Source organism: Microvirga terricola, assembly GCF_011777495.1.
Taxonomy (GTDB): domain Bacteria; phylum Pseudomonadota; class Alphaproteobacteria; order Rhizobiales; family Beijerinckiaceae; genus Microvirga; species Microvirga terricola.
In genome coordinates, this window is record NZ_JAATJS010000002.1 from 82534 (window position 1) to 109310 (window position 26777).

The window sequence follows — 26777 nt, forward strand, 5'->3', positions numbered from 1 at the left end:
TTTGTTGGGCTTTGAGGTCACGCCGTCGCGGCAATGCGCGCATCTCCGCGGCTGTTGATGCCAAGACGCTGGCGGAGAACGCGGCGAGGGGCGACCAGGTCAGCCAGCGTCACTTCGTCGAGCGATGCAAAGAACGCCTCCAAGGCGCGGTTCATTGAGCGGGTCAGAAGGCAGGCTCCGCTCAGGATGCATGTGGTCGGTCCGTCGCCTAAGCATTCCACAAGGCGCATGTCATGCTCCAAGGTCCGCACGACCTCGCCTATACGGATGGTCGAAGCGGGTCTGGCGAGCGTCAAGCCACCGGTTCGCCCGCGAATGCCCGTAACGTAGCCGAGACTGACAAGGGTCTGCGCAACCTTCATAAGATGGTTGCGGGACAGCTTGTGCCGCGTCGCGAGTTCCTCGATCGTGACGAGCCGCTCCTCCACGACAGCGAGACTCATCAGCAAGCGCAGCGCAAAATCAGTGTGGGACGTTAGCCTCATGCGGTCTCCTCAAAGAGGTATTTACAATACATCTTTTTAAAGATACGCAAAGAGGCATTCGGAAAGCATTTTTATGGCGAGTTCAACGACTGCAATTCCCCTGATCGAGCCGGCAACAGGCGTGACCGAGGATGTGATCCGGTGCCTGGTCGAGACCTTCTATGACAGGGTTCTACGCGACGACGAGCTAGGGCCGATCTTCCGCCAAGCTCTGGCTCAGCGATGGAGCGAGCATCTGGCGATCATGGTCGACTTTTGGTCGTCCATCGCCTTGCGGACAGGCCGGTATCAGGGAAAACCGCAGCAGGCCCACAGGGGCCTGGAATTGGTGGAGGGGCACTTCGAGCGTTGGCTCACCCTGTTCGAGGCGACGGCTCGCGAAGTCTGCGAGCCAGAAGTCGCGCTGTTCTTCATTGATCGCGCGCACCGCATCGCCGACAGCCTGCAGATCGGCCTCAACATTGGTCCAAAGGCCCTGCATCTGCCCAGCCGAGCCACGTCGGGCGATGCTTGCGGCTGAGGCAAGATTTTTGTCTTTTAATGACTTAGCGAGCGAGGTGGCGGTAGATCGCCGGAAGCGCTGAGGGGAGCTTCGCCACTTGGCTCACGATGGCGTAGCCGCCGCGGCCAAAGAGGGTGGGAAAGTAGGACTGCGCCTCCCGATCCACCGTCACGCCGAACACGCTCAGGCCGGCTCGACGAGCCTCCAGGACCGCGCGGCGGGTATCCTCGATGCCGAAGCGGCCTTCGTAGTAGTCGACGTCGTTCGGCTTGCCGTCGGTCAGCACCAGCAGGAGCTTCTGCCGGTTCGGGCGCTCCGACAGTTGCGCGGTCGCGTGCCGGATGCCGGCCCCAATGCGGGTGTAGTAGCCGGGTCTCAGGGCCGAGATCCGCCGCACGACCGTTTGGCTCAAAGGTTCGTCGAAATCCTTCACGGTCTCGACCCGCACCCAGGAGCGGCGGCGGGACGTGAAGGTCATGATCGAATGAGAATCGCCGCAGGCTGCCAGCCCATGCGCCAGCACCAAAAGCGCCTCCTTCTCGACATCGAGAACCCGCCGGTTGTCGATCCAGGCATCCGTCGACAGCGAGACGTCCACCAGTAGCGTCACAGCCAAATCATGGGCTTGGCGCTTGCCGGCGAGATGAACGCGGTCGGAGCCCCCGCCCCCTGAAGCGAGATCGCTCCGGGCGCGAACCAGAGCATCGATGTCGAGTTCCTCGCCGTCGGGCTGTGCCCGCAAAATCTCGTGCTTGGGCCGAAGCGCCTCGAACTGGCGGCGCACGCGGCGGATGCGACCGCGCGCCGCTTCGTCGGGTTCCCAGATGTCGCCCTCTTCGGAGGCGCGCGCCGCCAGCACGCGGCAATGGTTCGGCAGATACGCTTTCCGCGTATAGTCCCATTCCGGATAGGTCAGATCAGCGGTCAGCGCAGTCGTTTCGACGGCCTCAGGCGGCAGATCGAGGTCGAACCTTAATCTGACGGCCGGCTTGCCCTTGTGCCTGGAGAGCGGAATTTCCTCCATCTCGTCGAGCGCCTTTTCGGCGTTCTCGTCCTTGTCATCGTCCGAGGGACGATTGACGTTGACCATCTCGGCCATGGCCAGAATCTTCTCGAAGCGATTCAGGATGAACGGATCGCTGCGCTGGGCCTGGTCTGTCTCACGCCGGGCGGCGAAGTGTTTGCGCGTGTCCGAAGCGGCGAGGTCGCCTGGCGTCGACGGCTCGTCACTGGTGCTGTTTGGTGCTCCTGGCTCGCGGGCCCAAGTGTCACCCCAGAATGGCACCGGGAGGAAAGGTTGATAGCCCGCAGGTGCCTGACGCGGCAGGATCGAATCGCTTGCGTCCAAATCCCACAGCGGAGGCGGCGCTGCGCTCTCGTCTCCCAGGAGCGACAGCACGATCTGCTCGATCCTGCTCTCGGCGGCGGGAAGGGAGCGTCTCGGCCGCGCCTCGCGCATCGCGACGCAAAGCTCGTTGTAGAGGCCCACCAAGCCCGGGCACTCCGCCAGGACGGTCGTAGCGGTCTTCTCCGCTCTTCTGAGGATCAGAAGATCCCGCCGCAGCGGATCTGCTTCGTGAATCGGGCTTGTCGGGACATAGGCGAAGTAGGCGGCGAGCCAGAGATAGGCGGAACGGTTCAGCCGGCTCGAAGGAAAAAGCTCTATCCGCGGCGGAAGGAAAAGGGTCGCGACATCACGTCCGGGTTGTTCCAACCGTTCCTCCGCGATCCCGAGTCTCTGGCGGAAGTTCAGGCGATGAGACGAGGCGCGCGCGGCGGTGCCGGCCAATTGCACGCCGGATTCGCCGCCAAGGCCCCGGAAGAACACACCGAGAGACGAGCGGACCTCATCGAGAGAAACGCCATGCTCGGGGTACCGCGGGTAGGTGGCGGCGCGGCCGACAAGCCGGTGCCAGAACTGGCCGACGGTCTCTTCGAGTTCGAGAAAATCGAGCATGGCGAGCCGTCCGATCAAGCGAGCGTCGCACGCGCGACTTCGAGAAGTGCCTTCTTGACATCGAGATCGTCGGTCAGCGGCTCGATCATGCTGGCGGTGACGGCCTCTTCCAGGGAGACACCTGCGGCGATGAGCGATGCGCAATAGACCAACAGGCGCGTGGAGACGCCTTCTTCTAGATCCTGACCTTTCAATGCCCGCAGGCGGCGGGCCAACAGCAGGAGCGGACGCACGCGATTGTCCGGCAGGCCACTCTCCGAGGCGACGACGGCGATCTCCTGATCGATGGGGAGAAAGTCGAACTCGATGGCCACGAAGCGCTGGCGGGTCGAAGGTTTCAGGGACTTGAGCAGGGTCTGGTAGCCGGGATTGTAGGACACGACCAGCATGAACGAGTCCGGCGCCTGCAGCTCCTCGCTCGTACGGTCGAGCGGCAGGATGCGGCGGTCGTCTGTCAACGGATGGAGCACGACGGTGACGTCTTTGCGGGCCTCTACGATCTCGTCGAGATAGCAGATGCCGCCCTCGCGCACGGCGCGGGTGAGAGGGCCATCCGCCCACACCGTGTCGCCGCCTTTCAGAAGATATCGGCCTGTGAGATCGGCAGCGGTGAGGTCATCATGACAGGACACCGTGTGCAGGGGTAAGCCGAGCTTGGCCGCCATATGCGCCACGAAGCGTGTCTTGCCGCAGCCGGTCGGGCCTTTGAGAAGGAGCGGCAGGCGCTTGCGCCAGGCGAGCTCGAAGAGAGCGCATTCTTGCCCTGCGGGAACGTAATAGGGAATGTCGGTTTGCAGCTGCGGCACGGCATGGAGAAGGGGCTTCATCGGATCAATCCTCGGCAGCATAGTGAAAGACGGGGCGGCTCTCTCAAGCCGCCCCGCAGCGACTTACTCGGCAGGTTGCAGCCCTTGTATCAGGTGCGATGTTTTCTCACGGCCGGGCACAAGCACGGCATAGAAGAACATCAGCGCCGAGATCAGGACGAACACGCCCGAGCCGAGGCGGATCCAGTAGAAGAGCGCCAGCTGATCCTGCACCTCCATGTACGACTGTCCGAGAACCCTCTGCAGGTGCACCTGGATGACGCCCGCGAAGGTGAGCGCGAAGGTCATGACCGACATGGCCGTGCACATCATCCAGAAGCTCACGATGCTGAGCATCTGGTTATACGGCGCGCGGCCACGAAGCAGCGGCATGGCATAAGCCATGACGGCGAGGTTGAGCATCACATAGGCGCCGAAGAAGGCGAGATGCCCGTGCGCGGCGGTGACCTGCGTGCCATGGGTGTAGTAGTTCACCGAGGACAGGGTGTGCAGGAAGCCCCAGACGCCAGCGCCGAAGAAGGCCATGACGGAGCAGCCGATCGACCACAGAAGCGCAGCGCGGTTGGGATGACGGCGCCCGGCCTTCCAGGTCATCTGCACGGTGAAGATGACCATGGTGAAAAACGGCGCGACTTCGAGCGTCGAGAACAACGAGCCGATCCACTGCCAGTAGCCGGGTGCGCCGATCCAGTAGAAATGGTGGCCGGTGCCCAGGATGCCCGAGAACAGCGCCATGCCGACGATCACGTAGAGCCATTTCTCCACGACTTCGCGGTCGATGCCGTTGAGCTTGATCATCAGGAAGGCCAGAACGGAGGCCATGATCAGCTCCCACACGCCCTCGACCCAAAGGTGCACGATGTACCACCAGTACATCTTGTCCACCGCGAGGTTGGCGGGATTGTAGAAGGAGAACAGGAAGAAGATCGCGACGCCCCACAGCCCGAAAAGCAGGATGTTGGTGACGACGGTCTTGCGGCCTTTCAGAACCGTCATAGTGATGTTGAACAGGAACATCAGGCAGACGACGACGATGCCGATCTTGATGATGAACGGCTGTTCGAGAAACTCACGGCCTTCGTGAATCTTGAACATGTACCCGACCACCGCGATGCCGGCGGCGACGAAGAACATCCAGAACTGGAGCTTGGCGAGAAACGGGCTGAACAGCTCCGTCTCGGTCTCCTCGGGGATTAGGTAGTAGGTCGCGCCCATGAAGCCGATCAGGAGCCACACAATCAGAGCATTGGTGTGGATCATTCGAACGATGTTGAAGGGCAGAAGGACGGAGAGAGTGTTGGGAAGGACATAGATCGTCCCAGCCAGAACGCCGAACAGGATCTGGGACAGGAACAGGGCCAGCGCTCCATAGAAATAGAGCAGAGCCACTTTTTGCGTTTGGTATTTCATGGTTGCGATCCTGATCTCAGCCGGCTTTGTTCGGCGGCCAGTTTTGGGTCTTGATGCGGCTGGTCCATTCCAGGAAATCCGCGAGGTCATTGACCTCCTGATCGGTCAGGTTGAACTGCGGCATCTGACGACGCCCTGGGGTGCCGGAGGGCTGCGCGGCCATCCAGGCCTTCAGCATCTCGCGGGCAGCGGCCGTATCTTCCTTGCCGCCCCAGCGATCCCAGAGGTTGCCGAGCTCGGGAGCGAAGTAAGCGCCCTCGCCGAGGATCGAATGGCAGTTGATGCAGGCGTTCTTTTCCCAAACGTGCTTGCCACGGGCGACCGAGGCCGAGAGCGTCGAAGTGTCGGTCGATGAGGTGTTCATGTAATAATGGCTGTGGGCGGTCAGACCCACGAAGATGGCGAAGAAGAAAAACGAGCCCCCATAGAACACGTTCCTCGCCGCCGATTTGGTGAGGGCTTCAGCCATCACGCGATCCTTTCTTAAGTGACAGGGATGTCGGGGCGGTAGCGTGACATCCTGGTGCCTCGGGTTGCGTCAGGCACCGCATGGTGCGCTCCCTTCTGACTACAGGAGGGGCGCGATCACTCTTTGCTCTGTCGCAAAGAAAAGCCGTCTCAGCCGTGGAGCAGGGGAAGAGCGGAAACGATCAAGGGAACGACGGTGACCAATGCCAACCAGCAGAGAAACAGAGCCTGCCAGCTGGGTGGAACGCCACGGAGCTTGAGGAAGTCCATCAGCATCCACCGTCCCTTGGCGAATGCCGCGATAAGGATCAGGCCATTGGCCGTGATCCCCGTCAGACCGGAATGGTTCACGGCGAGTCCCACGAGCGTGAGGAGGACGAGCAAGCCCCAGGCCCGCGTGACATGGCGTGCAGCGATCCGTGTCATCAATCATCCGATCAGATAGACGAGCGGGTACATCACGACCCAGACGAGATCGACCATGTGCCAGAAGGCGGTGCCCGTCTTCAGGTTTTCGGCGCTGTCGGAAAGCGCGACGGCGGCGAGAATCACGATACCCAGCAGGACATGAAGGAGATGAAAGCCGGTCAGCAGGAAATAGAGCGTGAAGAACGTGTCGGTCTCCAGTCCGATACCGGCATTGGCCTTCGCCACGTATTCGGCGATCTTGATGGTGATGAAGACAAGGCCGAGGGCATCGCTCCCGCAAGCTGCCATCGCGCGACGCGGCGGTGCCCCTCGGTTCGTGCCTCGACCGCCAGGGCGGCCAGCCAGCCGCTGGTGATCAGGACAAGGGTATTGATGCCGCCGAGAACGGGATCAAGTTGTGCCTGGCCTGCCGAAAAGACGGCCGGATGGACGGCTCGCGTGACGGAAAAAGCCACGAAGAGCAGGCCGAAGGTCACGACCTCGGTCAGGATGAGCTCCCACATCATAGGATGTCCCGGCAGTTCTGAGAGTGCACCCCATGGCCGGGCCTCGTGCGCAGCGTTCATCGCTTGTCTGCCATTACACATTTGCCGATGACGCCACGTATCGACCGCTGCCGTGCGTTTCCTTGAGATGGCACAAATAAGTCTCGGGCTTTCTCGGCCATAAAGCGTGCGCAATCAAAAACAGGAGAGTTCTCATATGAGCGATGCCCAGTTTGGTTTGGTGATGGCGACACCGCTCATCATCATATTCGCTGTGATGCTATATCGGATGGGCGTGCTGCGCCTGACCGGCACGGTTGCGGCGGTGACCATGTCGGTCGTGATTGCGGTTAGTCTCTTCCTGACCCAATAAGATGCGTCCTCAGGCGGCGCGGCTGATGCGAATGCGCCAAAGGTCGGGGCCTTGTTCCTGATAGTCCCAACCGAACTCGCCCGGCCGCTCAACATTGAACTGGTAGAGCAGGGGCCTGGGATCATGATCGTTGACGAGCAGGAAGGCTTCCCCCGGAGCGAGCTGGTCGAAGGTCTGGAAGATCAGAGGATGGCGCATCCGCGGCACAATCTGGCGGACGTCGATGACGGTTTCGGTGACATTGCAACTGCACATCAGACAGAATTCCTTTGTGGAAAGGAGTTCCTGGCTCCTCTCTTCGGTGAGGGATCCTTGGCCGATCAGGAGCGCCGCTTCTTTGCCCCGCCTCAAACAAGTCGTCGATTGGGCGCAACCTCCGGATTTGCTTGCTGCCGCGCAAAGAAGTTCCAGAAAATTCCAGTTAAGAGGGTGATCTGAACTAGCCTAGTCACCTGGAGACGATCATGTCTGTCGAAGCCACCCAGCTTGTTGACGATGTCATGCGGAGATGGCCCGCGACGATCCGCGTTTTCCTGAAATACAGGATGCGCTGTGTCGGCTGTCCGATCGGATGCTTCCACACCATCGACGACGCCTGCCGCGAGCATGCCACTGACCGTGCGCAGTTCCTGGCCGACCTGCGGGACGCCGTCGGCGGGAAGCCTATTTCTGCGGCTGGCCCAACCCGCTAGCATGTTTAACTAGCGAAGCCCGTCCCATGGCTCAGCCAGAGCATGGAGATCCAGGTTGAGCAGGTCGATGGCGCGGCGCGCGGTGTGATCGATGATATCCATCACCGTTTGCGGCCTGCGATAATAGGCGGGGACGGGCGGCGCGATAATGGCCCCCATCTCGGTCGCCAAGGCCATCATGCGGATGTGCCCCAAGTGCAGCGGAGTTTCTCGTGTCAGGAGAACCAACCGGCGGCGCTCCTTCAGATGGACATCGGCGGCACGCACGAGAAGGTTGTCGGCGGCGCTCGATGCAATGGCCGACAAGGTCCGCATGGAGCAGGGCGCAACAACCATTCCTGCCGTGCGGAAAGACCCGCTGGCAATCGTCGCGCCAACATTTTCAATCGCATGGCAGTGGGTGGCAACCATCCGCGCCTGATGCAGTGCATCCGGTCCGATCTCATGCGCGATCGTTCGCTCGGCGCTTGTCGAGACGACGAGATGCGTCTCGCAGCCTGCAGCAGTCAGGAGCTCAAGGATACGGATCCCGAGCATGGCACCTGATGCGCCGCTGATGCCGACAACAACGCGCGAGCCGATCGTCATGCGACACTCCCGAGTGGGAACTGACCAAGCCCAAGCCTGGACCAGATTGCATCGATCCGTGCCGAGACGGCAGGATCCATTTTGAGCACCTCGCCCCATTCCCGATCTGTCTCCGGTGCGATCTTGTTCGTAGCGTCGATGCCGAACTTGCCGCCGAGCCCGGCCTTCGGCGAGGCGAAATCGAGATAGTCGATCGGGGTATCGGTAAGGGTGACGAGATCGCGGGAAGGATCGGAACGAGTGGCCACCGCCCACATGACGTCTGCCCATGAGCGGACATCGATATCCTCGTCGACTAGAATGAGGATCTTCGTGTAGGTGAATTGCGGAAGAAGCGACCACAGCCCCAGCATCACGCGGCGGGCCTGACCGGCATATCGCTTTGCGATCGAGACAACCGCGATCCGGTAGGAGCAGGCTTCCGGTGGCAGCCACACATCGTGCACCTCGGGAAACTGTCGCTTCAGGATCGGAACGAACAATTCGTTGAGCGCTTCGCCGATGCGGGAGGGTTCATCCGGCGCGCGACCGGTAAAGGTCGAGAGATAAATCGGATCCCGACGCATCGTGATGGCCGTCACTTCCATGACGGGAAAGTGGTCGACGGAATTGTAGTAGCCCGTGTGATCCCCGAATGGGCCTTCGGGAGCGGTCTCCTCGGCGGACACGAATCCTTCGATCACGATCTCAGCCTCCGCGGGAACGACAAGCGGAACGCTCACGCATGGCATGAGTCTGGAACGCTGGCCGCGCAGCAGCCCTGAGAAGCGCAGCTCCGACAAGGTTTCCGGGAGAGGAAGCACCGCGGAGAGGATGGTGGCGGGATCGGCTCCGATGACGACGGCCACCGGCATGGGTTCACCGGTTAGTTTCCAGCGGTGATGATGCCGGGCGCCGCCCCGGTGCGCGAGCCAGCGCATGATGGCGCGGTTCTGCCCAAGCACTTGCATGCGATAGACGCCGACATTGTAATCGTCGACCCGGGTGCTATCCGGCGGGCGTGTGATGACGAGGGGCCAAGTGATGAGGGGAGCGGGCTCTCCGGGCCAGCAGATCTGGACCGGAAGTCGCCCGAGATCAACGTCGTGTCCCGTCAGTACGGTCCGCATGGTGCTGCGAACCTCTTTCGCGCGCATCGCAAAGGCGGCTTTTGCCAGCGGAAGTTTGCTCCAGGCATCCGCGAGACCTTGCGGCGGACGAGGTTCGCGCAACTCGGCGAGGGTTTCACCAAGATCACGCAGATTGGTTGGGTGCACGCCCAGGCCCCACGCAACGCGTTCGACCGTGCCGAAGAGATTCACGAGAACCGGCATCTCGGCTGGACGGCCATCGGGCTGAATGGCCCGTTCGAACAGTAGGGCCGGGCCGTGCGCCTGGAGCACCCGTCGGTGAATTTCGGTGATCTCGTGCTCCACCGTGACCGGCTCGCGAATCCGCACGAGCTGCCCCTCAGCCTCAAGGTGCGTCATGAACTCGCGAAGATCGGAAAACAGGGGCAGATCACGGGTTGGCATCGGTGTCCTCGGGATGGATCACTCGATGCGGAAGCGAAGCGCCTCTGTCTTTGCTCCAGCTCAAATACGAGCTTGGCGGCTTCGCGTAGAGAGATTGCAAGGATGCTTTCATGACGACATTGCACGCGCCTGTGGTGGCCTTTCCGCCTTTTGTCTCCGCCGCATTGCGGCCTCTTCCTCTGCACCCGCTGCAGTTCTTCCTCTCCGCTGTGTTGCGCCGAATCGTGCGGCAGCACCCGCGCATGTTCGAGCGTCTTGGGCACTACGCCGGAAAGCGATACGGCTTGGCCCCGTCCGACCTCCCATTTGGCTTTGTCCTGGACACGGCGCCAGTAGGCCCTGGGATTGCAGTTGTACGTTCTCTGCCCGCCGGACTCGATGCCACGATTTCCGGCCCGCTTCAGGCTCTGCTTGGCATGGCGAGCGGAGCCTATGACGGCGATGCGTTGTTCTTCTCCCGGACCATCGTGGTCGAGGGCGATATCGAGGCCGTGCTGGCTCTCCGGAACGCCATCGATGATGCGGGGGTCGATATCCTGCGGGAGGGGACTGCGCTCCTCGGCCCGCTTGGGCGTTTGGGCGAAGCCCTTCTCCGACATCAACGCAGGGGCGACACGGGCGCCGGAAACCGCAAGAGGCAAGGGGCGTCTTCGTGGAACTGATCTGTCCGGCCGGTACGCCGTCCTCGTTGCGCACTGCCGTGGATGCCGGTGCGGATGCGGTCTATTGCGGCTTTCGTAATGAAACCAATGCCCGCAACTTCCCCGGTCTGAACTTCAGCCCTGAAGAGCTTGTTGAGGGTGTGGCTTACGCCCACCGGCATGGCGCCAAGGTGCTGGTGGCCATCAACACGTTCCCCCGGGCCGGAGCGTTGGAGTTGTGGCGAAAGGCCGTCGATGATGCGGTAGCGGCCGGAGCGGATGCTCTCATTCTCTGCGACATCGGCTTGATGGCCTATACCGCCGAAACTTATCCCGACATCCGGCTGCACGTCTCAGTCCAGGCCGCCGCGGCGAATCCTGACGCCATCCGTTTCTATGTAGAGCGGTTCAATGCAAAACGCGTGGTCCTGCCGCGCGTGCTGAGCGTGCCGGAAATCGCCGCGATCACGCGCGCTACCACCTGCGAGGTGGAGGTGTTCGTCTTTGGAGGCCTGTGCGTGATGGCGGAAGGGCGCTGTTCGCTCTCGTCCTATGCCACGGGTTTGTCGCCGAACATGAACGGCGTGTGCTCGCCGGCCAGCCATGTTGCCTACGAGGAAGCGAGTGGCACGGTCACGTCCCGCCTCGGCGGCTTCACCATCAACAAGTTCGGGAAGGGCGAGCCGGCGGCTTACCCGACGCTGTGCAAGGGCCGTTTCAAGACGGAGCTGTCGACCGGGTACATCTTCGAAGACCCCGTTAGCCTCGATGCCGCGACGCTCCTGCCGGGCCTGCGGGATGCCGGCGTGAAGGCACTGAAAATCGAGGGGCGGCAGCGCAGCCGTGCCTACATCGAGAACGTGGTGCGCTCTTTCCGCGAGGCTCTCTCTGCGCTGGAGGAGGGGCGCACTATCCCGGCGGGAATGCTCCTGTCGATGAGCGAGGGGCAGAGCAACACGCTCGGCGCTTACCGCAAGACCTGGCGCTGAAGCGGGGAGGAGAAGCATCATGAAGCTGACACTCGGGCCTGTTCTGTACAAGTGGGAGCCTGGCGCATGGCGGGACTTCTACTTCCGGATCGCCGACGAAGCTCCAGTCGATGCCGTCTGCATCGGGGAGGTGGTGTGCTCGAAGCGACTTCCGTTCTTCCAGGACCTGTTGCCGGAGGTGATGGACCGCCTCGGCGCAGCCGGAAAAGAGGTGCTTCTGAGTTCGCTCGCCTTCGTCACTCTGGAGAGGGAGCGCAAGCAGATCGCGTCCTTGGCGCGCGATGCAGATCTTCTCGTGGAGGTGAACGACATCACGGCCCTGACCCATATGGCGGGGCGCCCGCACACGATTGGGCCCTATGTCAACGTCTACAATGAAGCGACTCTCAACTGGCTAGTGCGCAATGGCACCCGGCGGGTTTGTCTACCTCCCGAACTGCCTGCGTCCTCCGTCGGAGCCTTGGTGAAGGCCCGCCCGGATGTCGAAGTGGAAGTTTGGGCGTTTGGCCGTATTCCCTTGGCGATTTCCGCGCGCTGCTATCACGCTCGCCTTCACAAGCTCACGAAGGACAACTGCCAGTTCGTCTGCGGCAAGGATCCAGACGGTCTGGCAGCCGACACTCTGGATGGGCAGGCGTTTCTGGCTGTGAACGGCGTCCAAACGCTCTCGTCGTCCTATGCCAACCTGATCGAAAATCTCCCCGATCTCGCGTCCATGGGCGTGGCCTCCTGCCGGCTCTCTCCCCAGACATGCGACATGGCCGCTGTCTCAGAGGTCTTCCGCAATGTTGCGGACGGAAGACTCGGTCCAGATGAGGGCAGACATGCCCTCGACCTGATCTGCGATGGCGTTTCGTTCTCTAACGGTTTCCTCAAAGGTGCTGCGGGAGCCAGGTATCAGACTCTTGTCGCTGCGGGATCGGGCTGAGACCGATGCTTTTGAGCGCGCTGTCCAACGTCGAACCGTTGCCCGCTGTCAGTGAGCCGCCTGCGAGCGGTGGCGCTGCGAGCGTCGAGGTCATGGCTGACGATGAGCCAACCATAGGTCTCCTTGCGGGACTCGACCCTGCCGTCGCTGCGGAGTTGCTGGAGCAGGCGGAGAGGCGCGTGGTACGTGCCGATGAAGTGCTCTTCACGGCAGGACAACTCGCTCACTCGGTGCACGTCCTCGGGGCGGGAGCAGCGAAGCTCGTGCAGGCTATGCCTGGCGGGGCGCAGATCATCGTCAAGTATGTCAGGCCTGGCGAGATTTTCGGTAGCCCTGCTCTCCTGGACAGATTTTATCCCACCGATGCGGTGGCCGTGACAGAGGGCGTAGAGCTTCGATGGTCATCGCAACTTGTTAGAACGTATATCGATCGACATCCGCGCGTGGCCTTCAACGTCATCGGAGACCTTGAAGCGCGCCTGCGCGAGATGGAAAGCCGATTGCGAGATCTCTCGAAGGAGCCGGTGGAGCAGCGCTTGGCGCGCGCGATCCTCAAACTCGTCGAGATGTTCGGGCGACAGACGAGGGAAGGAGTCGAGATTCCATTTCCGGTCAGCCGTCAGGACCTGGCCGACCTGATCGGCAGTACCCTGCCTACGGTAAGCCGAACGGTTCGTGCCTGGGAGGCGCAGCGCCAGATCAGGCGTTCCCGACGACGCCTTGTCATCGCAGACGTGGAGGCCGTGGCGAGGATCCTGTACCAGGAAAATGCGCGGGAGCCGGACCATGAGCGCGGCCGCAGCAGAACTGCGCGGCAGTAACCGGGATGGGGAGTCTCCCGCCTCAACCGATCTCGGAAAAGAGCCGACAGTTTGTGCCACAACAAACAGGTCCCGTCAGCGAGAGCGTATGACATCTCTCAAGAGCCGTTCATGAGGCTCGTCGGAATCATATCCCACAAGGAGAAGAATCATGCGGAATGTCATCGTGCTCGGCGCCCTCGCGGTGGCCCTCGGATTTGCAGGCGCAGCCGACGCCGCCGAGGTCGAGGTGAAGATGCTCAACAAGGGCGCCGACGGCGTCATGGTGTTCGAGCCGGCGCTCGTGAAGATCAACCCAGGTGATACGGTCAAGTTCGTCGCCGCCGACAAGGGCCACAACGCCGAGACCATCGAGACGATGCTCCCCGAAGGCGCAAAGGCATTCGCCGGCAAGATGAACGAGGATACCGTCGTTACCTTCGATAAGCCCGGTGTGTACGGTTACCGGTGCAAGCCGCATTACGGCATGGGCATGGTCGGCATGGTCGTGGTCGGAGAAGCCACCAACCTGGATCAGGCGAAGGCTGCCACGCATCCGGGCAAGGCGAAGCAGGTCTTCACCGCGTTGTTCGACAGGCTCACCACGCAGGCGGCTGCCAAGTAACTCTTGCAAGACAACTCCTGCAAGTCCGTTCCGCCGCCGCGATGGTTCCGTCGCGGCGGCGTTTTCATCCGGTCGAAGGAGGCCACTGATGGCTCCGATCCCTCGGTTGCGCGACTACAAGGGCCCCGCACTCCTATCCTACGGCTTCCGGCCGTTCTTCCTGTTCGGTTCTCTCTATGCCGGTCTCGCGATTCTGGCATGGCTGCCGATGTTCTACGGCGAACTGGAACTGTCGACGGCATTCTCTCCTCGGGACTGGCACATCCACGAGATGCTCTACGGCTATCTTCCGGCAATCATCACGGGCTTCCTCCTGACGGCGGTACCGAATTGGACCGGGCGCATGCCGCTCCAGGGTCGGCCGCTGCTCGTCCTCCTGCTCGTCTGGGCTGCCGGTCGCGTCGCGGTCACCCTGTCGGGCCGATTGGGATGGCAGACCGCCGCCGTCATCGATAATGCCTTCCTGCTTCTCGTCGGCGCTGCCATGGCGCGCGAGATCCTCAAGGGGGACAACTGGCGCAATCTCAAAGTCCTCGTCGCCGTCGGGATCCTGATCGCGGGCAATGTCGCCTTTCATGTCGAGGCGCATGTCCTTGGGGCGGCGGAGTATGGCGTCGGCCTGGGAATCGCAGCCACCATGATCCTAATCATGTTGATTGGCGGGCGTATCATTCCGAGCTTCACTCGCAACTGGCTCGCGCGCGAGAACCCCGGACGCCTGCCGACATCGTTCGGACGCTTTGACATCATTGCCATGGTCGCCGCCGGCGTGGCACTGCTGGCCTGGATTGCCGCTCCGAACTGGTCGGCTACCGGCGCGGTTCTGATCGCAGCCGGCGCCCTCCAGGCGGTGCGGCTTGCCAGGTGGGCAGGGGAGCGTACCTGGCGGGACCGGCTCGTCCTGATCCTGCATGTCGCCTATGCGTTCGTGCCGATCGGTTTCGTGCTCACGGGGTTGGCTTCCTTGGGACTTCTGCCTGCCGCAGCAGGAATCCACGCTTGGACAGGCGGCGCAATGGGCGTGATGTCCATCGCCGTGATGTCCCGCGCGAGCCTCGGGCACACGGGGAGGGCCCTCGTCGCGACGCCGGTGATGCAGGCGCTCTACCTGCTCCTCGTCGCTGCTGCACTCGCGCGGATTTGCGCAGCGATACACCCCGTTTGGAGTGATGCGCTTTTGCATATCGCCGGCATGGGGTGGGCTGTTGCTTTCCTTGGGTTCGCACTGACTTACTGGAACGTGTTCACCCGGCCGCGGGCGGCGCCCTGAAACGGCCGGAACATTCTCCGGGAGTGGAGCCGCGCTCCGCAGCCGATGTTGATGAGTGAATGTAGATAAACGACAAACCCGGGAGGCGTGCCGGTCAGGGGATGGGCCGTGCTCCGAAGGCCGGTCGTCGTCCGGCAAGATCCTCTCGGCGGCGCCATCGAGATCTTTGTATTGGCCGCTCTTGAGCTACCACAGGAACAGCGCCAGCCCGGCGACGCCGAGGCGACGGAGACGTCGCGGATCGTGTTCGGGTGATATGAGGCACGGCCGTCGATATTTGCGGCTTTCCGCTCCTCGCGATTGGCGACGCGGTCGGCAGGTGCCTTGCGGGTTTTGTACGGCCTTCTCGTTTCCTGAGGCCGGCTAGGGCACCGAAATGCTCGACAGATAGGCGTATAGTTCACTATGAGCCTTTGACCAGCCGAGGTGCGCCTTCCCCTGCAGCTCCGGAGGCGTTTTCCAGCCCGGATCGACGCCTGTCATGTCAGGAAGCTGGTGCGCAATCCCCTTGTGACAATCGATGCAGGTGCGTTGGCCCGTCACAAGATAGCGGCTATGGATATCGGCCGCTCGAACGGTTTGCTTGGTGAAATCCATTGCGACCGCAGAGTGGCAGTTGCGACATTCAAGCGAGTCGTTCGATTTGAGCCGGGCCCATTCATGCTGGGCAAGCTCAATGCGCTTCTCCAGGAATTTTTGGCGAGTGGAGATGGTGCCGAAAATCTTACCCCATACCTCCTTCGACGCCTGCATCTTCCGCGCAATCTTGTCCGTCCATTGATGGGGAACGTGACAGTCTGGGCAGGTCGCGCGGACACCGGACCGGTTGGAGAAATGCACTGTCTGTGTGAGTTCCTGATAGACGTTGTCGCGCATCTCATGACAGGAGACGCAGAACTTCTCTGTGTTGGTCGCTTCGAGAGCTGTGTTGAACCCACCCCAGAAAATCACGCCGCCAACGAAGCCGCCAAGCGTCAAAACACCCAGGCTGAGATAGGCACTAGGCCTGCTGATGATCAGCCAGAACCATACAATCACCCGCCACAATCGCAGGACAAGATCTTTCAGCCAGTGCATGTTGGCGCCTCACTTCTGCTTTTGGCCGATATCTTTCATGTCCTGAAAGGTATTTGGAACGAGCGGTCGGGCGTCGGATTGCACAACGTGGCATTGCGTGCAGAAATAACGACGCGGGGTGACATCGGAGAGAACCTGACTGTCGCGATCCATAAAATGCGTAATGCTGATCATGGGTGCGCCCGAGCCTTCGGTGAATTCACGTTTGTGGCATGAAAGGCACCGATTGGTGTTGAGCGTCAGCTGATAGCCGTCGATCGAGTGCGGAATGACCGGCGGCTGCTCGGGGTAATTTCGCATGCGCCTCACATCATCGACAATGGGCCGCGCCGGTGGCGGCGCTTTGACCTCGCTCATCGGCTGGGCTGCGCCCGTAAGAGGCGGCACAATGTTCACCCCATCCGCGGAAATCGCTCCAACGGCGAAGCCCAGAAACCCTAGGATGGCGGCGGCGACTACGATCGGAGAGCGGGTCAAGCTTCGACCGGAACGATTTTGACGGCGCATTTCTTGAAATCCGTCTGTTTGGAGATTGGATCGGTGGCGTCGAGCGTCACCTTGTTGATGAGTTGACTCGCATCGAACCACGGAACGAAGACGACGCCAGGCGGCATGCGGTTGCGTCCGCGCGTCTCGATGCGTGTGCGTATCTCACCGCGGCGCGAAATAATCCGAACTTCCGCTCCCTGATTGAGTCCGCGCTGGCGGGCATCGTCGGCATGCATGAAACAGCGCGCACCCGGGAAGGCCCTGTACAGCTCCGGCACACGCATGGTCATGGAGCCGGAATGCCAATGCTCGAGCACCCTCCCGGTGACGAGCCAGAGATTATACTCTGCATCCGGCGCTTCGGCGGGCGGTTCGTATGGCACCGCGATGATCTTCGCGCGACCGTCCGGATTGCCGTAGAATTCGACACCTTTTCCGGGCTTCACATAGGGGTCATAGCCTTCGCGATAGCGCCAGCGTGTTTCCTTTCCGTCGACGACCGGCCAGCGCAGACCACGAACCTGGTGATAGGTATCAAACGGCGCGAGATCGTGACCGTGGCCGCGCCCAAAGCTCGCATATTCCTCAAACAAACCCTTCTGCACGTAGAAGCCGAAATGTTTGGATTCTACGTTTTCATAATCCTGATCAGCGTCGCTGACAGGAAACCGATCGACATGGCCATTGCGGAACAGGACATCGAAAAGCGTCTTGTCGCTGTAATTCGGATTGGCATCGAGAATCTCACGCGGCCAAACCTCATTCGTGGTGAACCTCTTTGAGAACTCCATCAGCTGCCAGAGATCGGACTTCGCCTCCCCTGGAGCGTCTACGAGTTGGTGCCAGAAATGGGTGCGCCGCTCGGCATTGCCGTAAGCGCCCTCTTTCTCCACCCACATCGCCGTCGGCAAAATGAGGTCCGCGGCAAGGGCCGTCACGGTTGGATACGCGTCCGATACCACGATGAAGTTGTCGGGGTTGCGATAGCCCAAATAGGTTTCGTTCGAGCTGTTGGGCGCTGCCTGCAGGTTGTTGTTGACCTGAATCCAATAGAAGTTGAGCTTCCCGTCCTTCAGCATGCGATCTTGCTCGACAGCATGGTACCCGGGTTTGTCGGGAATGATGCCTTGAGGGATGCGCCAGATCTCTTCGGCGTGTTTGCGGTGCTCGGGATTTGTCACCGTCATGTCTGCAGGCAATCGGTGCGCGAACGTGCCGACTTCACGGGCCGTGCCGCAGGCGGAGGGCTGCCCGGTGAGCGAGAACGGGCTGTTGCCCGGTTCTGAAATCTTGCCCGTGAGGAGATGGAGGTTGTAGATGAGCTGATTGGCCCAGACCCCACGCACATGCTGGTTGAATCCCATGGTCCACAGAGAGACGACCTTGCGCTTAGGATCGGCGTAAAGCTCGGCGAGTTCCTGCAGGAAACCTCGCTCGACTCCTGAGATTTCCGATGCCTTCTCGAGCGTGTAGTCTTTGACGAAGCTGGCATAGGCCGCAAAGTCTATCGGCTGCGTGGCCGCCGGGTCGGGCGCCTTTTTCGTCTTCACCTCTCGCGGATCATCAGGCCTCAAACCGTAACCGATATCTGTCGCCCCTTTCACGAAGGTCGTGTAGTTCTTGACGAAGTCCTGGTTCACCCTCCCCGTCGAGATGATGTGGTTGGCGATGTAATTCATGATCGCCAGGTCGCTGCCCGGCTTGAAGACGATCGGGATATCGGCGAGATCGGCGCTGCGGTTCGTGAACGTCGACAAAACGGCGACTTTTACGTGCGGATGGGCGAGACGCCGATCGGCAATGCGCGTCCAAAGGATCGGATGCATCTCCGCCATGTTCGAACCCCAGAGCACGAACGCATCTGCAGCTTCGAAATCGTCGTAACAGCCCATCGGCTCATCCATGCCGAAGGTGCGCATGAAGGCATACGCTGCCGAAGCCATGCAATGTCGCGCATTAGGATCAAGATTGTTTGATCGGAAGCCAGCACGCATCAGCTTCGTCGCGGCATATCCCTCCCACACGGTCCATTGGCCTGAGCCGAACATGCCGAGTGCCGTCGGCCCTTTTTCTTGCAGCACGCGCTTGGCCTTGGCGGCCATGACATCGAATGCCTCATTCCAGGAGACCGGCGTGAACTCGCCATCCTTCGCATAAACTCCGTTCTTCTTACGCAAGAGTGGCGTGGTCAGGCGGTCCGCGCCGTACATGATCTTGGAAAGGAAGTATCCTTTGATGCAGTTGAGGCCACGATTGACTTCGGCCTGCGTATCGCCGTGCGTAGCCACGACCCGACCTTCCTTGACGCCCACCATGACGCCACACCCGGTCCCGCAGAAACGGCAGGGAGCCTTCGACCACTTGATTGCTAGGGATTCGACGCCACCGGGCACGGGTTGTGCCGTTGCCGGCAGACTGACATTGGCCGCGGCAGCCGCTATCGCGGCAGCCTGTGTCTTTAGAATATCGCGGCGGGATAGCGTCATACAGCCTCTCCCTGGTTCTCCAGAGTGTCAATTTGTTCAAAGACGAGATTTGCCGAGAGCACGCCTTCGATCAGCGCAATGTCGGTAAGCCGCCGACCGACCACGTCCGAATTCGGCGCTTCCATCACCACGATGATCTTGGTTCCCTCGGCGTGATGAACTTCGGTATTCGCGAGGGCTGCAATCTGCCGGACGATATCCGCGCACCGGTCTGGTAGCACAGTGACGACCGCACTTGAGATATGCACCATTTCGCAAAATTCTGCGTCACGCATGGCGGCTTTCCCGGGTTGAAACGGTGATGGCGGATGTCGGGCATGTTACGATGCAGGCACCGCACCCGGTGCAAAGATCCTCCGACAGGACCGGCTGGGCAGGTTCGCCGATCCGCGCTTTGAAGCGAATAGCGTTCTCCGGACAAGCGTCGCCGCACGACTGGCAGACAATTCCGCGAGCCGCGAAACAGGCCTCGCCAATCGCCGCGATGTGAAAGAACGCTGCCGAGTTTTGCTCCGCGAAGACCGGCTCCGGACAGGCCGCGGCGCAAGCGCCACAGAACGTGCATTCAGCGCCCGAGAAATCGACTGCCGGTAAGCGGTCGGCGTCGAGCTGAAGAATTCCTTGAGGACACGCGGTGACGCAGGCCTCACAATGAACGCAGGAGGAGGCGATCGTTTCCTCCGTCGTCCACGGTGGGCGTATGGCAGATGCCCGCGCCACAATGCGTCCAGTGAGAAACCTGCGTCTGCCAAGATTGATTCCGGACGACATGCTGGCGCCTCTAGTGCGGTGGGCCCGGTGGCCCTAGCACGAGTTGCGACATCCAGATGAGAAACCCATAACCGCCGACCACGCCGACCGTAAGGATCGGCCAAATCAAAACGGCCAGCACAACGAATGCCAGAATTTCTTGCCACTTGGTATTTTTCTCAGCGCCCTGCGCTTGAGCGATCGTGGCGTCGTCGGACTGCATCACATCATCCCCGGCTTCTTCCAATCGGAACAACCAGATCAAGGCGAGATTTTAGACCACCGCTAAAATGGTAGATTGTTGATCCATCTGTGTCTAGCCCACGATACTCAACAGCGTCGCTTCTACTCGCTCGTGATTGGTTTCGCACCCGCTCACCCACGATCTCCCCACTGTTTGGGAACTCTAGGTTTCAGGTCCAAAAGCGTCACGATTGTCGGGTTGGCCGACCACGCTCAAGTTCGCGGAAGTGGGAAGTATCGTCTGAGCCGGCGAGTGGCGGTTCGGACGGCCAGCTTGCTTCGTAGTCATCAGATATGGAGTGCACGTATTGCAGATCCAGGCCACTCAACAGGGAGTTCGAGGGCCTCGAGGTGACTTGCGGGTCGGCAAGGGCTTGGCGGTATTTTTGGCAGCACCCGATGGCAGCGTCGATTTTTTGCCAAAAATATCAGAAAACTAGAGACATGAGTGCGATCCCGGCATCCTCACGGCCGGATATCGACATCGCCGTCAAGGGTCGCCTTCTGAAAGTCGGTGATCAGGGCATCGACGCGTACGCGCCAGCGCCCGGGCATCGGAATGACGAGGTTGTCGACCTGCCACGTGCCATCACCAGTCCGCTTGGCCTGACGCTCGATCGGCTCGATGCCCGCAGCCGAGTTCGTCAGGACGAGCGTCACCTCCTTGGGATCGAGCGGCCCGAAGTCGCCTGTCATGAAGGTCATGGAGGCCAGCACGGGCCCGGCGCGCGCCGGGCTTAGCGTCAGTTCCACCATGGCGGGCGCCGTGTGGATGTGGAGACTGACTGGCGCGGCTGCGGCGAGAGCCCGGGGCGGAGGCGTGAAGCGCCAGGTTGCCACCAGACCGAGGATCACGACCGCGAGCCCGATCTCGCCCGCAATCGAGCGAAGCAAATTCCGGCTTCCAGCCGGGCCGGTCGCGAGCGCAGGAGTCAGGCGCTGCCGATTAAGCCCAGCAAGGGCCAGCAGGCAGACCACTGCCGCCATCTTGGCCAGAAACACGCGCCCTACGCAGTCGTAGCGAGCGCCGACGGAGTCTCGATCTGTACGACGCCCAGGGCGATGCCGGTGAGCACCAGAGCAGCCACGGTCAGGACGGCGATGGCGGAGAAGCGGCGCACGATCGGTAAGGATGCCTCGCGCTTTTCCCAAATAACGAGCGCCAGCGGCACCAGTGCTCCGACCCAGAAGGCTGCGGCCATGCCGTGGATGAAAACAGCCGGGCGGGTCAGCCATTGCGGCTCGGCCACGCTGGCGTGCCCGCTCAACGCGAGCGCCAGCCCGGCACCGCCGAGGCCCAACAAAGACAGCGGATATCTTAGGCGTCGAACCTTGTTCGCGCCCCAGGCGCAGAGCAGCGCCAGGACAGCTGCTCCGGCAGTCAGGCCGAAGGAAGTCTGAACACCTACGGCCCAGGGCGGCCCGGAAAACAGGGCCAGGAGCGGCGCGTCGAGGGCATCCAGTCCCTGCAACCCGACCGATACGATGGCGGCGAGGACGCCAACGCCAATGGCCGTCCGGATCACCGAGTGGGCTGCCCTTGGAGTGTCGTTCGGTGCGATCCAAATCGCGAAGAAGGTGCCTCCGACTCCGATGAACAAGCCGAAGTAGAGAGCAAGGCGGCCGAGCCATAGGACGAGAGCGAGCTCCCAGCCGATCCTCGAAGGTTCCCCAGGTGGAGTGATCGTCGCGGTGCCAATCGAGAACACGAGCGAACCGCCAACCGGATGACCGTCCGAGGAAATCACCCGGTAGCTCACAACCTGGGTGCCGCGAGGCAGATCGGTCGGGAGCTGGATCGTGAGCGTGGTGCCCCGAGCCTCAAAGTGCACGTCCCGACGCTGGGTGCCCTTGGCGTCGACCAGATGCACGAGCACGGGCGAGATAGGCTCGTTGAAACGCAGATGAACCTCGGATGGCACGGTCTCAACGACTGCGCCATCGGCGGGCACCGCCTCGACAAGGGCGGCGTGTGCGCGAGCTTCCCCTCCCGCGAGAATGCAGGCGAGTCCGAGACAGAACAGGATGCGATGGAGCCGGGTCATCATGGATCGTTGAGGCGCGCCGGTCCTTCTGGCGCGCCTCAACCTTAGCTCAATTCGTGGCCTTGGGGCGCAGCTTCAGGCCCGGTGCCGGGAACTTGTAGTCGTCCGCCTTCTTACCTTCGTCCGGGATCTCAATCCAGCGGTCGGCTTTGCCGGCCTCGCATTCCTGGACCGTCGGAAAATAGAGCGTGGTGTCCGGCTTGAGGCTATCGGTGAGATAGGCCCGGAAGACGAACTCGTCGTAGTGCTCGTCCAGCAGCTTTCCGGTCCAGACGATCTCGCGGACGCCTTCGGTCACCGGCGTGCCGTAGTAATCGTAGGGCTGCTTGTACCCACCCTTCACCGTCTCCAGGGTCCACCCGGACTTCGGCATCGGCTTCACGGCAACGACTCCCTCCGGGATCTGAATGCGGACCTTGAGGGTCGGAGTGCCCTCACAGCCATGGGGGACGCGCAGGACTCCCTTGTACGTCGAGCCGATAGCGGCCTGCTGGGTCTCGAGGCTCGAGTGTGCCAGGGCGGCGGGCGCGAGAAGGCACAGCGCGGCAGCGCCAACCACGCTGGAGCGGAATGTGGTAAGCATTGGATTATCCTTTAGCTTGTCTTGATCGATGGTCGATGAGCGATCAGCCGATCCGCGGCGGCGCACGCGCGCCCAGCGGTCGGACGGCAAAGGAGCGGCCAGCAACACGCACAGAGGCACCAGGTGCGGCCTGCTTGAAGTATGTCGTCTCGGGCAGGAGAATGGCGATCGGTGCCGGAGGCGCTCCGACAGCCACACCGAGCTTCCCGCACAGGATACACCAAGAGCAGTGCGGGGCCTTGTCCGGCTGCGCGGGCTCACACGGAGTGTGATGTCCGGAGCGGCATTGGTGCGAGGAAGCCTTGGAAACGGAGTGTTGGGCCGCCACAGGCGCAGCGTCGACGCCGATAAACAGTACCTAGATCAAAAGGATCAACGCCGCGGAGAACCCGCAGGCACGGCGGAGGCGTTCCTCGCTGTTCAAGGCGCCGATCATCGGATGCCGGTCCTCCGTTTCTGGCTGGTCAGTTACCCGTAACACCTAGCCTCGGCGTGACATGCGGACTTTGATCTGACGCAACAAACGTCGCAGTTTGGCGATCTTGGGGCCTTCCCTGCCGCTCGCGCTCATCGCTCTCGATCATCGCATTACGCCACGCACGATATCGAGCAGGTGATGATCGGCACGATCGGCGGCGGCAAGGTGACGGTGACGGACAAGGCGACGCCGCTGTCCGAGGTCATCGCCCCGTCAGCGGACCAAGACCGCCTTGGCAGAACCGCACTCTCGTGGAGGCCCCGCCGGGACACGAAAGTCGGTGGCACGAACCGATTTACCGCGACAGGTGTTCGGCGCGCCACGCGCTAGACGGCACTGGTGTCTAGCGCGGCGAGGGATACTGACCTCGCGCCTTGGGAAAGTATCAACGTTCCAGCACATATTGGCCTGGCGCCTCTTGTGGCGGCGGATATCCCCGCTCGAGGAGCCATCGAGCGGCGGGTTCGTTCGATGATGGGGTTCAAATCCATCAATAGCGCTCGCGCTGTGCCGGACGGCATCGAAATGGTTTACATGATGCGCAAACAGCAAGCGAAATATGCCTGCAATCGGCGGCTGCCTCTCGCCGAGCAGTTCACATCCTGACTGCGTGAGACCACTGGCGGGAATAGCCCTCCTTCTATGCCTGTCGAGAATCCCCGACAGAACCCCTTTTTCAACTCGCAGGCTACTCGGCTTAGGACATATGCATGCCGCCATTCACGTCGATGGACGACCCTGTAATATATGCGGACAAATCGGAGGCGAGAAAAACGCAGGTATTGGCTACGTCTTCGGCGACGCCGAACCGGTTGAGGGGAATTTGCGGCATGACCTTAGCTGTGAGTTCCTCGTCGTAGAAGCCCTCCGTGAGCGCCGTCATGATCACACCGGGATTGATGGCGTTGACGCGAATGCCCTGGTTGCCCTGCTCGCGCGCGACGGCGCGGACGAGCCCCAGAATGCCGCCCTTTGAAGCTGCGTAATGTGGTCCCCCCATCAGGCCGCCGCCACGTTGGGCCGCGATGGAAGCAATACAGATGATCGATGAACCAGCTCGCATCAACGGCAGAGCCTGTTGGATCATCAGGAAAGAGCCGCGCAGGTTGATGTCGAGCATCTCCGTCCATTCGGAAATCGAGATGCCCACGGTTGGCCGCGGCCTGGCGATGCCGGCATTGTTGACGAGAATGTCTAGCCTGCCGAACGTCGCGCCGATCGTTGCCCCGGCGCGGGCGACCGCATCGGGGCTGGCGACATCGACCTGCAAGGGGAATGCTGCTCCACCCAGACGCTCGCAGGCAGCGTCGAGCGATGAAGCGTCGAGATCCGCCAGAATGACCTTGGCGCCTTCCTCGACGAACCGCTGTGCGGTGGCGAAGCCGATGCTCTTCAACGCGGCTGCGCCAGTTACGCAAGCAATCTTGTCCTTCAGCAGCATTTCCCTGTCCTTTTTCTGGATGCCTGCACGGGTGCCGGCATTGCTTTTTATTCGAAGGGAATCCCGCGCTGGTCGGGCAGGCGCCACAGCGCGAACGCGGAGATCGCGATGATCGCGAGACCGTAAAAGACGATGCCGATGGGATCGCCGCCGAAGGCTCCGAGCAGGTAGGTGGCGATGAATGGTGCTGGAGCCGCGAAGATCATCGTCGAGCAGGTATAACCGAGCGCCGAACCGGTAAACCGGAAATTGGTCGGGAAGGACTCCGCGAAGAAGGCGGGCTGTGCGCCGGCATTCATCTGGATCGCGAACAGCGCCAGGCTGATGATCGCCGCGCTCGCGAACCAGTTCTTCAGGCCAAGAACCGGGAATAAGAGAACGGTTGCGATGAGCAGCAGGAACAAACCGATGGACAGGACCTTCTTGCGTCCGATCTTGTCGCTCAGGTGGCCGCCGAGAAGACCACCGAAGATGGAAACCCCGTTCGCGACGATCAACAGGCTGAAGCTGATCGAGCGGTCGAGACCGAGCGGACCGGTGAGGTAATAGATTGCGAAGGTGACGCAAATGTAGAAGATGGCAGCCGATGCACCCCAGCTCATGACGAGGAGAGCGAGAGTTTTCGGGTGTGCCTGCAGAATCGCAAGTGCGCGCGGCTTCTCGGCGGCGACTTTCTGGCTTTTCACGAAGACCGGCGTTTCCTCGACCGACCGGCGAATATAGAAGCCGACCCCGATCAGCAGGAAGCTCGCCAAAAACGGAATACGCCATCCCCATTCATTGAAGTCTTCCTTGCTCAGCACGGCGGCAAGACCCGCAAGCGTCAAGCTTGCGAGAACCTGGCTGATAGGCGAGCCGATTGCCATCAGGGCGCCGTAAAGGCCGCGGCGGTTGTCCGGCGCGTGTTCCATCGCCAGAAGCTGCGATCCGGTTGCCTCGCCGCCAAGTCCCACACCTTGCAGGAAGCGCAGCATGACGAGCAGGGTGGGGCGAGAATGCCGATCTGCCCGTAGCCGGGAAGGATGCCGATCAGCGCCGACGCGAAGCCCATCAAAAGCAGGGTCCAGGTGAGAACCCGCTTGCGCCCGAGTTTGTCTCCCAGCGCGCCAAAGACCAGGCCGCCCAGTGGCCGTGCGAAGAAACCGGCGCCGAAGGTCGCGAAGCTCGCCAGTAGCGCCGTGCCGGGTGTCATTTCCGAAAAGAACAGCGCCGGAAAGACCGTGGCTGACACCGCGCCGTAGATTGAAAAGTCAAACCACTCCAGAGCCGATCCGACGCTCCCGCTGATGACGGCTTTTCGCGACGCGGCAGTGTCGCGCACGTGCTGATAGGATTTGCTCCCCGATATGACTGCTTGTTCCAACATCTTTTCCTCCCACGATGTTTTTTTGACGCGATTAACTCAGGACGCCGGTTTCGACGGAAACGTGCCGGTAGGCCGCTCCGGCGATGAAACCGCCATCAAGCAGAAAATCCTCTCCTGTGATGAAGGCTGCTGCCTCCGAGGCGAGGTACAGGACCAGTTGGGCCACCTCATCCGCTCGCCCTGCACGCCGGATCGGAGTCATGTCGATCATCGGACGCAGATGCGGTGAACCGGCGTTGAGATCGGTGACGATCAGGCCGGGGCAGACGGCGTTCACGCGGATGCCGTCGCGGGCGAATTCCATCGCCGCGGAGCGGGTGAGGCCCCGCAGTCCCCATTTGCTGGCCGTGTAGGCCGGATCGGCATGGCCGGAAAAGGCGCTGTTCGAGGAGATGTTGACGATGCTGCCGCCGCCGCTCTTGCGCATCAGCGGGGCCACCGCCCGGATGCCGATAAAGGCCCCCGTCAGGTTGATGTCGACCAGCCGCCGCCAACTCTCGACAGACGTCTTCTCGATCAGGGTCCGGTTGATGATGCCGGCATTGTTGATGAGGATCGAAAGCGTTCCTTTCCAGGCGTCAACTTCAGCGACGACGGCGCTCCAGTCCTGTTCCGAGGTGACATCGAGGCGCTGGAAGCGGACCTCCCTTCCGCTCGCTGACAATTCCTCGGCCAGCGCCCGTCCCTCTGCCTCCAGTACGTCGCAGATCATCACGGCGGCACCGCATTCGGAGAGCAGACGAACCTCCATCGCTCCTTGGCCGCGGGCGCCACCAGTGATGATGGCGGTTTTCCCGGAAAGGTCGGTCAGCGCGTTTTTCACCTGTGTCATGTTC

33 protein-coding genes and 2 pseudogenes are annotated in these 26777 nt (G+C 61.5%); 12 read left to right on the forward strand and 23 right to left on the reverse strand.

Translation table 11 applies throughout. The annotated features are described in order from the left end of the window. Positions 1-17 precede the first annotated feature (17 nt). Positions 18-485 carry an RrF2 family transcriptional regulator gene (locus tag HB375_RS04640; RefSeq protein ID WP_167671825.1) on the reverse strand — a complete coding sequence of 156 codons (468 nt, stop codon included), beginning with the start codon at positions 483-485 and terminating at the stop codon, positions 18-20. A 73-nt stretch (positions 486-558) separates the two neighbouring features. Between HB375_RS04640 and HB375_RS04645 the strand changes: the two genes are divergently transcribed. Next, positions 559-1005, forward strand: a complete 447-nt coding sequence (locus tag HB375_RS04645) for a group III truncated hemoglobin (protein ID WP_167671826.1) — start codon at positions 559-561, stop codon at positions 1003-1005. A 25-nt stretch (positions 1006-1030) separates the two neighbouring features. Here HB375_RS04645 and HB375_RS04650 read toward each other — a convergent pair whose 3' ends face one another. From HB375_RS04650 to HB375_RS04675, 6 genes and pseudogenes are all read right to left on the reverse strand, one after another. Beyond that, complete coding sequence (locus HB375_RS04650; protein WP_167671827.1) at positions 1031-2944, reverse strand: nitric oxide reductase activation protein NorD; 1914 nt, start codon at positions 2942-2944, stop codon at positions 1031-1033. A gap of 14 nt (positions 2945-2958) precedes the next feature. Further along, the gene (locus HB375_RS04655; RefSeq protein WP_167671828.1) at positions 2959-3771 is read right to left on the reverse strand and encodes a CbbQ/NirQ/NorQ/GpvN family protein; all 813 of its coding nucleotides are present in this window, start codon (positions 3769-3771) and stop codon (positions 2959-2961) included. A 63-nt stretch (positions 3772-3834) separates the two neighbouring features. Beyond that, positions 3835-5181 (reverse strand): cbb3-type cytochrome c oxidase subunit I, encoded by a 1347-nt coding sequence (locus tag HB375_RS04660; RefSeq protein WP_167671829.1) that lies wholly within the window; start codon positions 5179-5181, stop codon positions 3835-3837. 16 nt (positions 5182-5197) lie between these two features. After that, entirely contained in the window at positions 5198-5650 is a 453-nt protein-coding gene (locus tag HB375_RS04665) for a c-type cytochrome (RefSeq protein WP_167671830.1), read from the reverse strand. 149 nt (positions 5651-5799) lie between these two features. After that, positions 5800-6075, reverse strand: coding sequence for a cytochrome C oxidase subunit IV family protein (locus HB375_RS04670; protein WP_167671831.1), 276 nt, complete (start codon positions 6073-6075; stop codon positions 5800-5802). 3 nt (positions 6076-6078) lie between these two features. Next, positions 6079-6644, reverse strand: a pseudogene (locus HB375_RS04675) (cytochrome c oxidase subunit 3 family protein). A gap of 136 nt (positions 6645-6780) precedes the next feature. On the opposite strand from HB375_RS04675, the gene HB375_RS04680 reads away from it, so the two are divergent. Continuing rightward, positions 6781-6936, forward strand: coding sequence for a hypothetical protein (locus HB375_RS04680; RefSeq protein WP_167671832.1), 156 nt, complete (start codon positions 6781-6783; stop codon positions 6934-6936). A 9-nt stretch (positions 6937-6945) separates the two neighbouring features. Here HB375_RS04680 and HB375_RS04685 read toward each other — a convergent pair whose 3' ends face one another. Next, positions 6946-7191, reverse strand: a complete 246-nt coding sequence (locus HB375_RS04685) for a DUF2249 domain-containing protein (protein ID WP_167671833.1) — start codon at positions 7189-7191, stop codon at positions 6946-6948. Between the two features lie 209 nt (positions 7192-7400). Here HB375_RS04685 and HB375_RS04690 point away from each other — a divergent pair, with 209 nt between their 5' ends. After that, a complete protein-coding gene (locus HB375_RS04690; protein WP_167671834.1) occupies positions 7401-7628 on the forward strand; it encodes a DUF1858 domain-containing protein in 228 nt (75 codons plus the stop codon). A 9-nt stretch (positions 7629-7637) separates the two neighbouring features. Here HB375_RS04690 and HB375_RS04695 read toward each other — a convergent pair whose 3' ends face one another. Further along, positions 7638-8216, reverse strand: a complete 579-nt coding sequence (locus tag HB375_RS04695) for a UbiX family flavin prenyltransferase (RefSeq protein ID WP_167671835.1) — start codon at positions 8214-8216, stop codon at positions 7638-7640. After that, entirely contained in the window at positions 8213-9730 is a 1518-nt protein-coding gene (locus HB375_RS04700; protein ID WP_167671836.1) for a UbiD family decarboxylase, read from the reverse strand. The genes HB375_RS04695 and HB375_RS04700 overlap by 4 nt, the downstream gene beginning before the upstream one ends. A gap of 110 nt (positions 9731-9840) precedes the next feature. Here HB375_RS04700 and ubiT point away from each other — a divergent pair, with 110 nt between their 5' ends. From ubiT to HB375_RS18575, 7 genes are all read left to right on the forward strand, one after another. Next, positions 9841-10392, forward strand: coding sequence for a ubiquinone anaerobic biosynthesis accessory factor UbiT (gene ubiT / locus HB375_RS04705; RefSeq protein ID WP_167671837.1), 552 nt, complete (start codon positions 9841-9843; stop codon positions 10390-10392). Continuing rightward, positions 10383-11360, forward strand: a complete 978-nt coding sequence (gene ubiU, locus HB375_RS04710) for a ubiquinone anaerobic biosynthesis protein UbiU (protein ID WP_167671838.1) — start codon at positions 10383-10385, stop codon at positions 11358-11360. Before ubiT ends, ubiU begins: the two co-directional genes overlap by 10 nt. Before the next feature lie 19 nt (positions 11361-11379). Beyond that, a complete protein-coding gene (gene ubiV / locus HB375_RS04715; RefSeq protein WP_167671839.1) occupies positions 11380-12288 on the forward strand; it encodes a ubiquinone anaerobic biosynthesis protein UbiV in 909 nt (302 codons plus the stop codon). 5 nt (positions 12289-12293) lie between these two features. Beyond that, the gene (locus HB375_RS04720; protein WP_167671840.1) at positions 12294-13109 is read left to right on the forward strand and encodes a Crp/Fnr family transcriptional regulator; all 816 of its coding nucleotides are present in this window, start codon (positions 12294-12296) and stop codon (positions 13107-13109) included. 151 nt (positions 13110-13260) lie between these two features. Then, positions 13261-13713: a pseudoazurin gene (locus HB375_RS04725; RefSeq protein ID WP_167671841.1), complete on the forward strand. Its 453-nt coding sequence runs from the start codon at positions 13261-13263 to the stop codon at positions 13711-13713. An 88-nt stretch (positions 13714-13801) separates the two neighbouring features. Further along, positions 13802-14983 carry an NnrS family protein gene (locus HB375_RS04730; RefSeq protein ID WP_167671842.1) on the forward strand — a complete coding sequence of 394 codons (1182 nt, stop codon included), beginning with the start codon at positions 13802-13804 and terminating at the stop codon, positions 14981-14983. Positions 14984-15091: 108 nt separating this feature from the next. Beyond that, a complete protein-coding gene (locus HB375_RS18575) occupies positions 15092-15238 on the forward strand; it encodes a hypothetical protein (protein WP_167671843.1) in 147 nt (48 codons plus the stop codon). A 108-nt stretch (positions 15239-15346) separates the two neighbouring features. Here HB375_RS18575 and HB375_RS04740 read toward each other — a convergent pair whose 3' ends face one another. The 9 genes from HB375_RS04740 to HB375_RS04780 form a co-directional block, all read right to left on the reverse strand. Next, a complete protein-coding gene (locus HB375_RS04740) occupies positions 15347-16060 on the reverse strand; it encodes a cytochrome c3 family protein (protein WP_167671844.1) in 714 nt (237 codons plus the stop codon). Positions 16061-16069: 9 nt separating this feature from the next. Beyond that, a complete protein-coding gene (locus HB375_RS04745) occupies positions 16070-16567 on the reverse strand; it encodes a nitrate reductase cytochrome c-type subunit (RefSeq protein ID WP_167671845.1) in 498 nt (165 codons plus the stop codon). Then, on the reverse strand, positions 16534-19035 hold the full coding sequence (gene napA, locus HB375_RS04750) for a periplasmic nitrate reductase subunit alpha (protein ID WP_167671846.1): 2502 nt from the start codon (positions 19033-19035) through the stop codon (positions 16534-16536). Before napA ends, HB375_RS04745 begins: the two co-directional genes overlap by 34 nt. Beyond that, entirely contained in the window at positions 19032-19310 is a 279-nt protein-coding gene (locus HB375_RS04755) for a chaperone NapD (protein ID WP_167671847.1), read from the reverse strand. Before HB375_RS04755 ends, napA begins: the two co-directional genes overlap by 4 nt. Beyond that, positions 19303-19806, reverse strand: coding sequence for a ferredoxin-type protein NapF (gene napF, locus HB375_RS04760; RefSeq protein ID WP_167671848.1), 504 nt, complete (start codon positions 19804-19806; stop codon positions 19303-19305). The genes HB375_RS04755 and napF overlap by 8 nt, the downstream gene beginning before the upstream one ends. A 10-nt stretch (positions 19807-19816) precedes the next feature. Next, a complete protein-coding gene (locus tag HB375_RS04765; RefSeq protein ID WP_425515158.1) occupies positions 19817-20050 on the reverse strand; it encodes a periplasmic nitrate reductase, NapE protein in 234 nt (77 codons plus the stop codon). 443 nt (positions 20051-20493) lie between these two features. Beyond that, positions 20494-21030, reverse strand: coding sequence for a CopD family protein (locus HB375_RS04770; protein ID WP_167671849.1), 537 nt, complete (start codon positions 21028-21030; stop codon positions 20494-20496). A 5-nt stretch (positions 21031-21035) separates the two neighbouring features. Further along, positions 21036-22073, reverse strand: coding sequence for a copper resistance CopC/CopD family protein (locus HB375_RS04775; RefSeq protein WP_167671850.1), 1038 nt, complete (start codon positions 22071-22073; stop codon positions 21036-21038). Between the two features lie 49 nt (positions 22074-22122). Then, positions 22123-22656, reverse strand: a complete 534-nt coding sequence (locus tag HB375_RS04780; RefSeq protein ID WP_167671851.1) for a YcnI family copper-binding membrane protein — start codon at positions 22654-22656, stop codon at positions 22123-22125. Positions 22657-23272: 616 nt separating this feature from the next. Between HB375_RS04780 and HB375_RS04785 the strand changes: the two genes are divergently transcribed. Together HB375_RS04785 and HB375_RS18095 are read left to right on the forward strand one after the other, a co-directional pair. Further along, positions 23273-23464 carry a hypothetical protein gene (locus HB375_RS04785; RefSeq protein ID WP_167671852.1) on the forward strand — a complete coding sequence of 64 codons (192 nt, stop codon included), beginning with the start codon at positions 23273-23275 and terminating at the stop codon, positions 23462-23464. Positions 23465-23581: 117 nt separating this feature from the next. Beyond that, positions 23582-23740 (forward strand): annotated as a pseudogene (locus HB375_RS18095) (IS6 family transposase); the annotation flags it as partial. A 91-nt stretch (positions 23741-23831) separates the two neighbouring features. Here HB375_RS18095 and HB375_RS04790 read toward each other — a convergent pair. From HB375_RS04790 to HB375_RS04805, 4 genes are read right to left on the reverse strand one after another with little or no spacing between them, the layout of a single operon-like run. Beyond that, entirely contained in the window at positions 23832-24575 is a 744-nt protein-coding gene (locus HB375_RS04790) for an SDR family NAD(P)-dependent oxidoreductase (protein ID WP_167671853.1), read from the reverse strand. 47 nt (positions 24576-24622) lie between these two features. Then, a complete protein-coding gene (locus HB375_RS04795; RefSeq protein WP_167671854.1) occupies positions 24623-25549 on the reverse strand; it encodes an MFS transporter in 927 nt (308 codons plus the stop codon). Beyond that, the gene (locus HB375_RS04800) at positions 25441-25941 is read right to left on the reverse strand and encodes an MFS transporter (RefSeq protein WP_167671855.1); all 501 of its coding nucleotides are present in this window, start codon (positions 25939-25941) and stop codon (positions 25441-25443) included. Before HB375_RS04800 ends, HB375_RS04795 begins: the two co-directional genes overlap by 109 nt. Positions 25942-25972: 31 nt before the next feature. Next, complete coding sequence (locus HB375_RS04805; RefSeq protein WP_246728358.1) at positions 25973-26773, reverse strand: SDR family NAD(P)-dependent oxidoreductase; 801 nt, start codon at positions 26771-26773, stop codon at positions 25973-25975. Positions 26774-26777 lie beyond the last annotated feature (4 nt).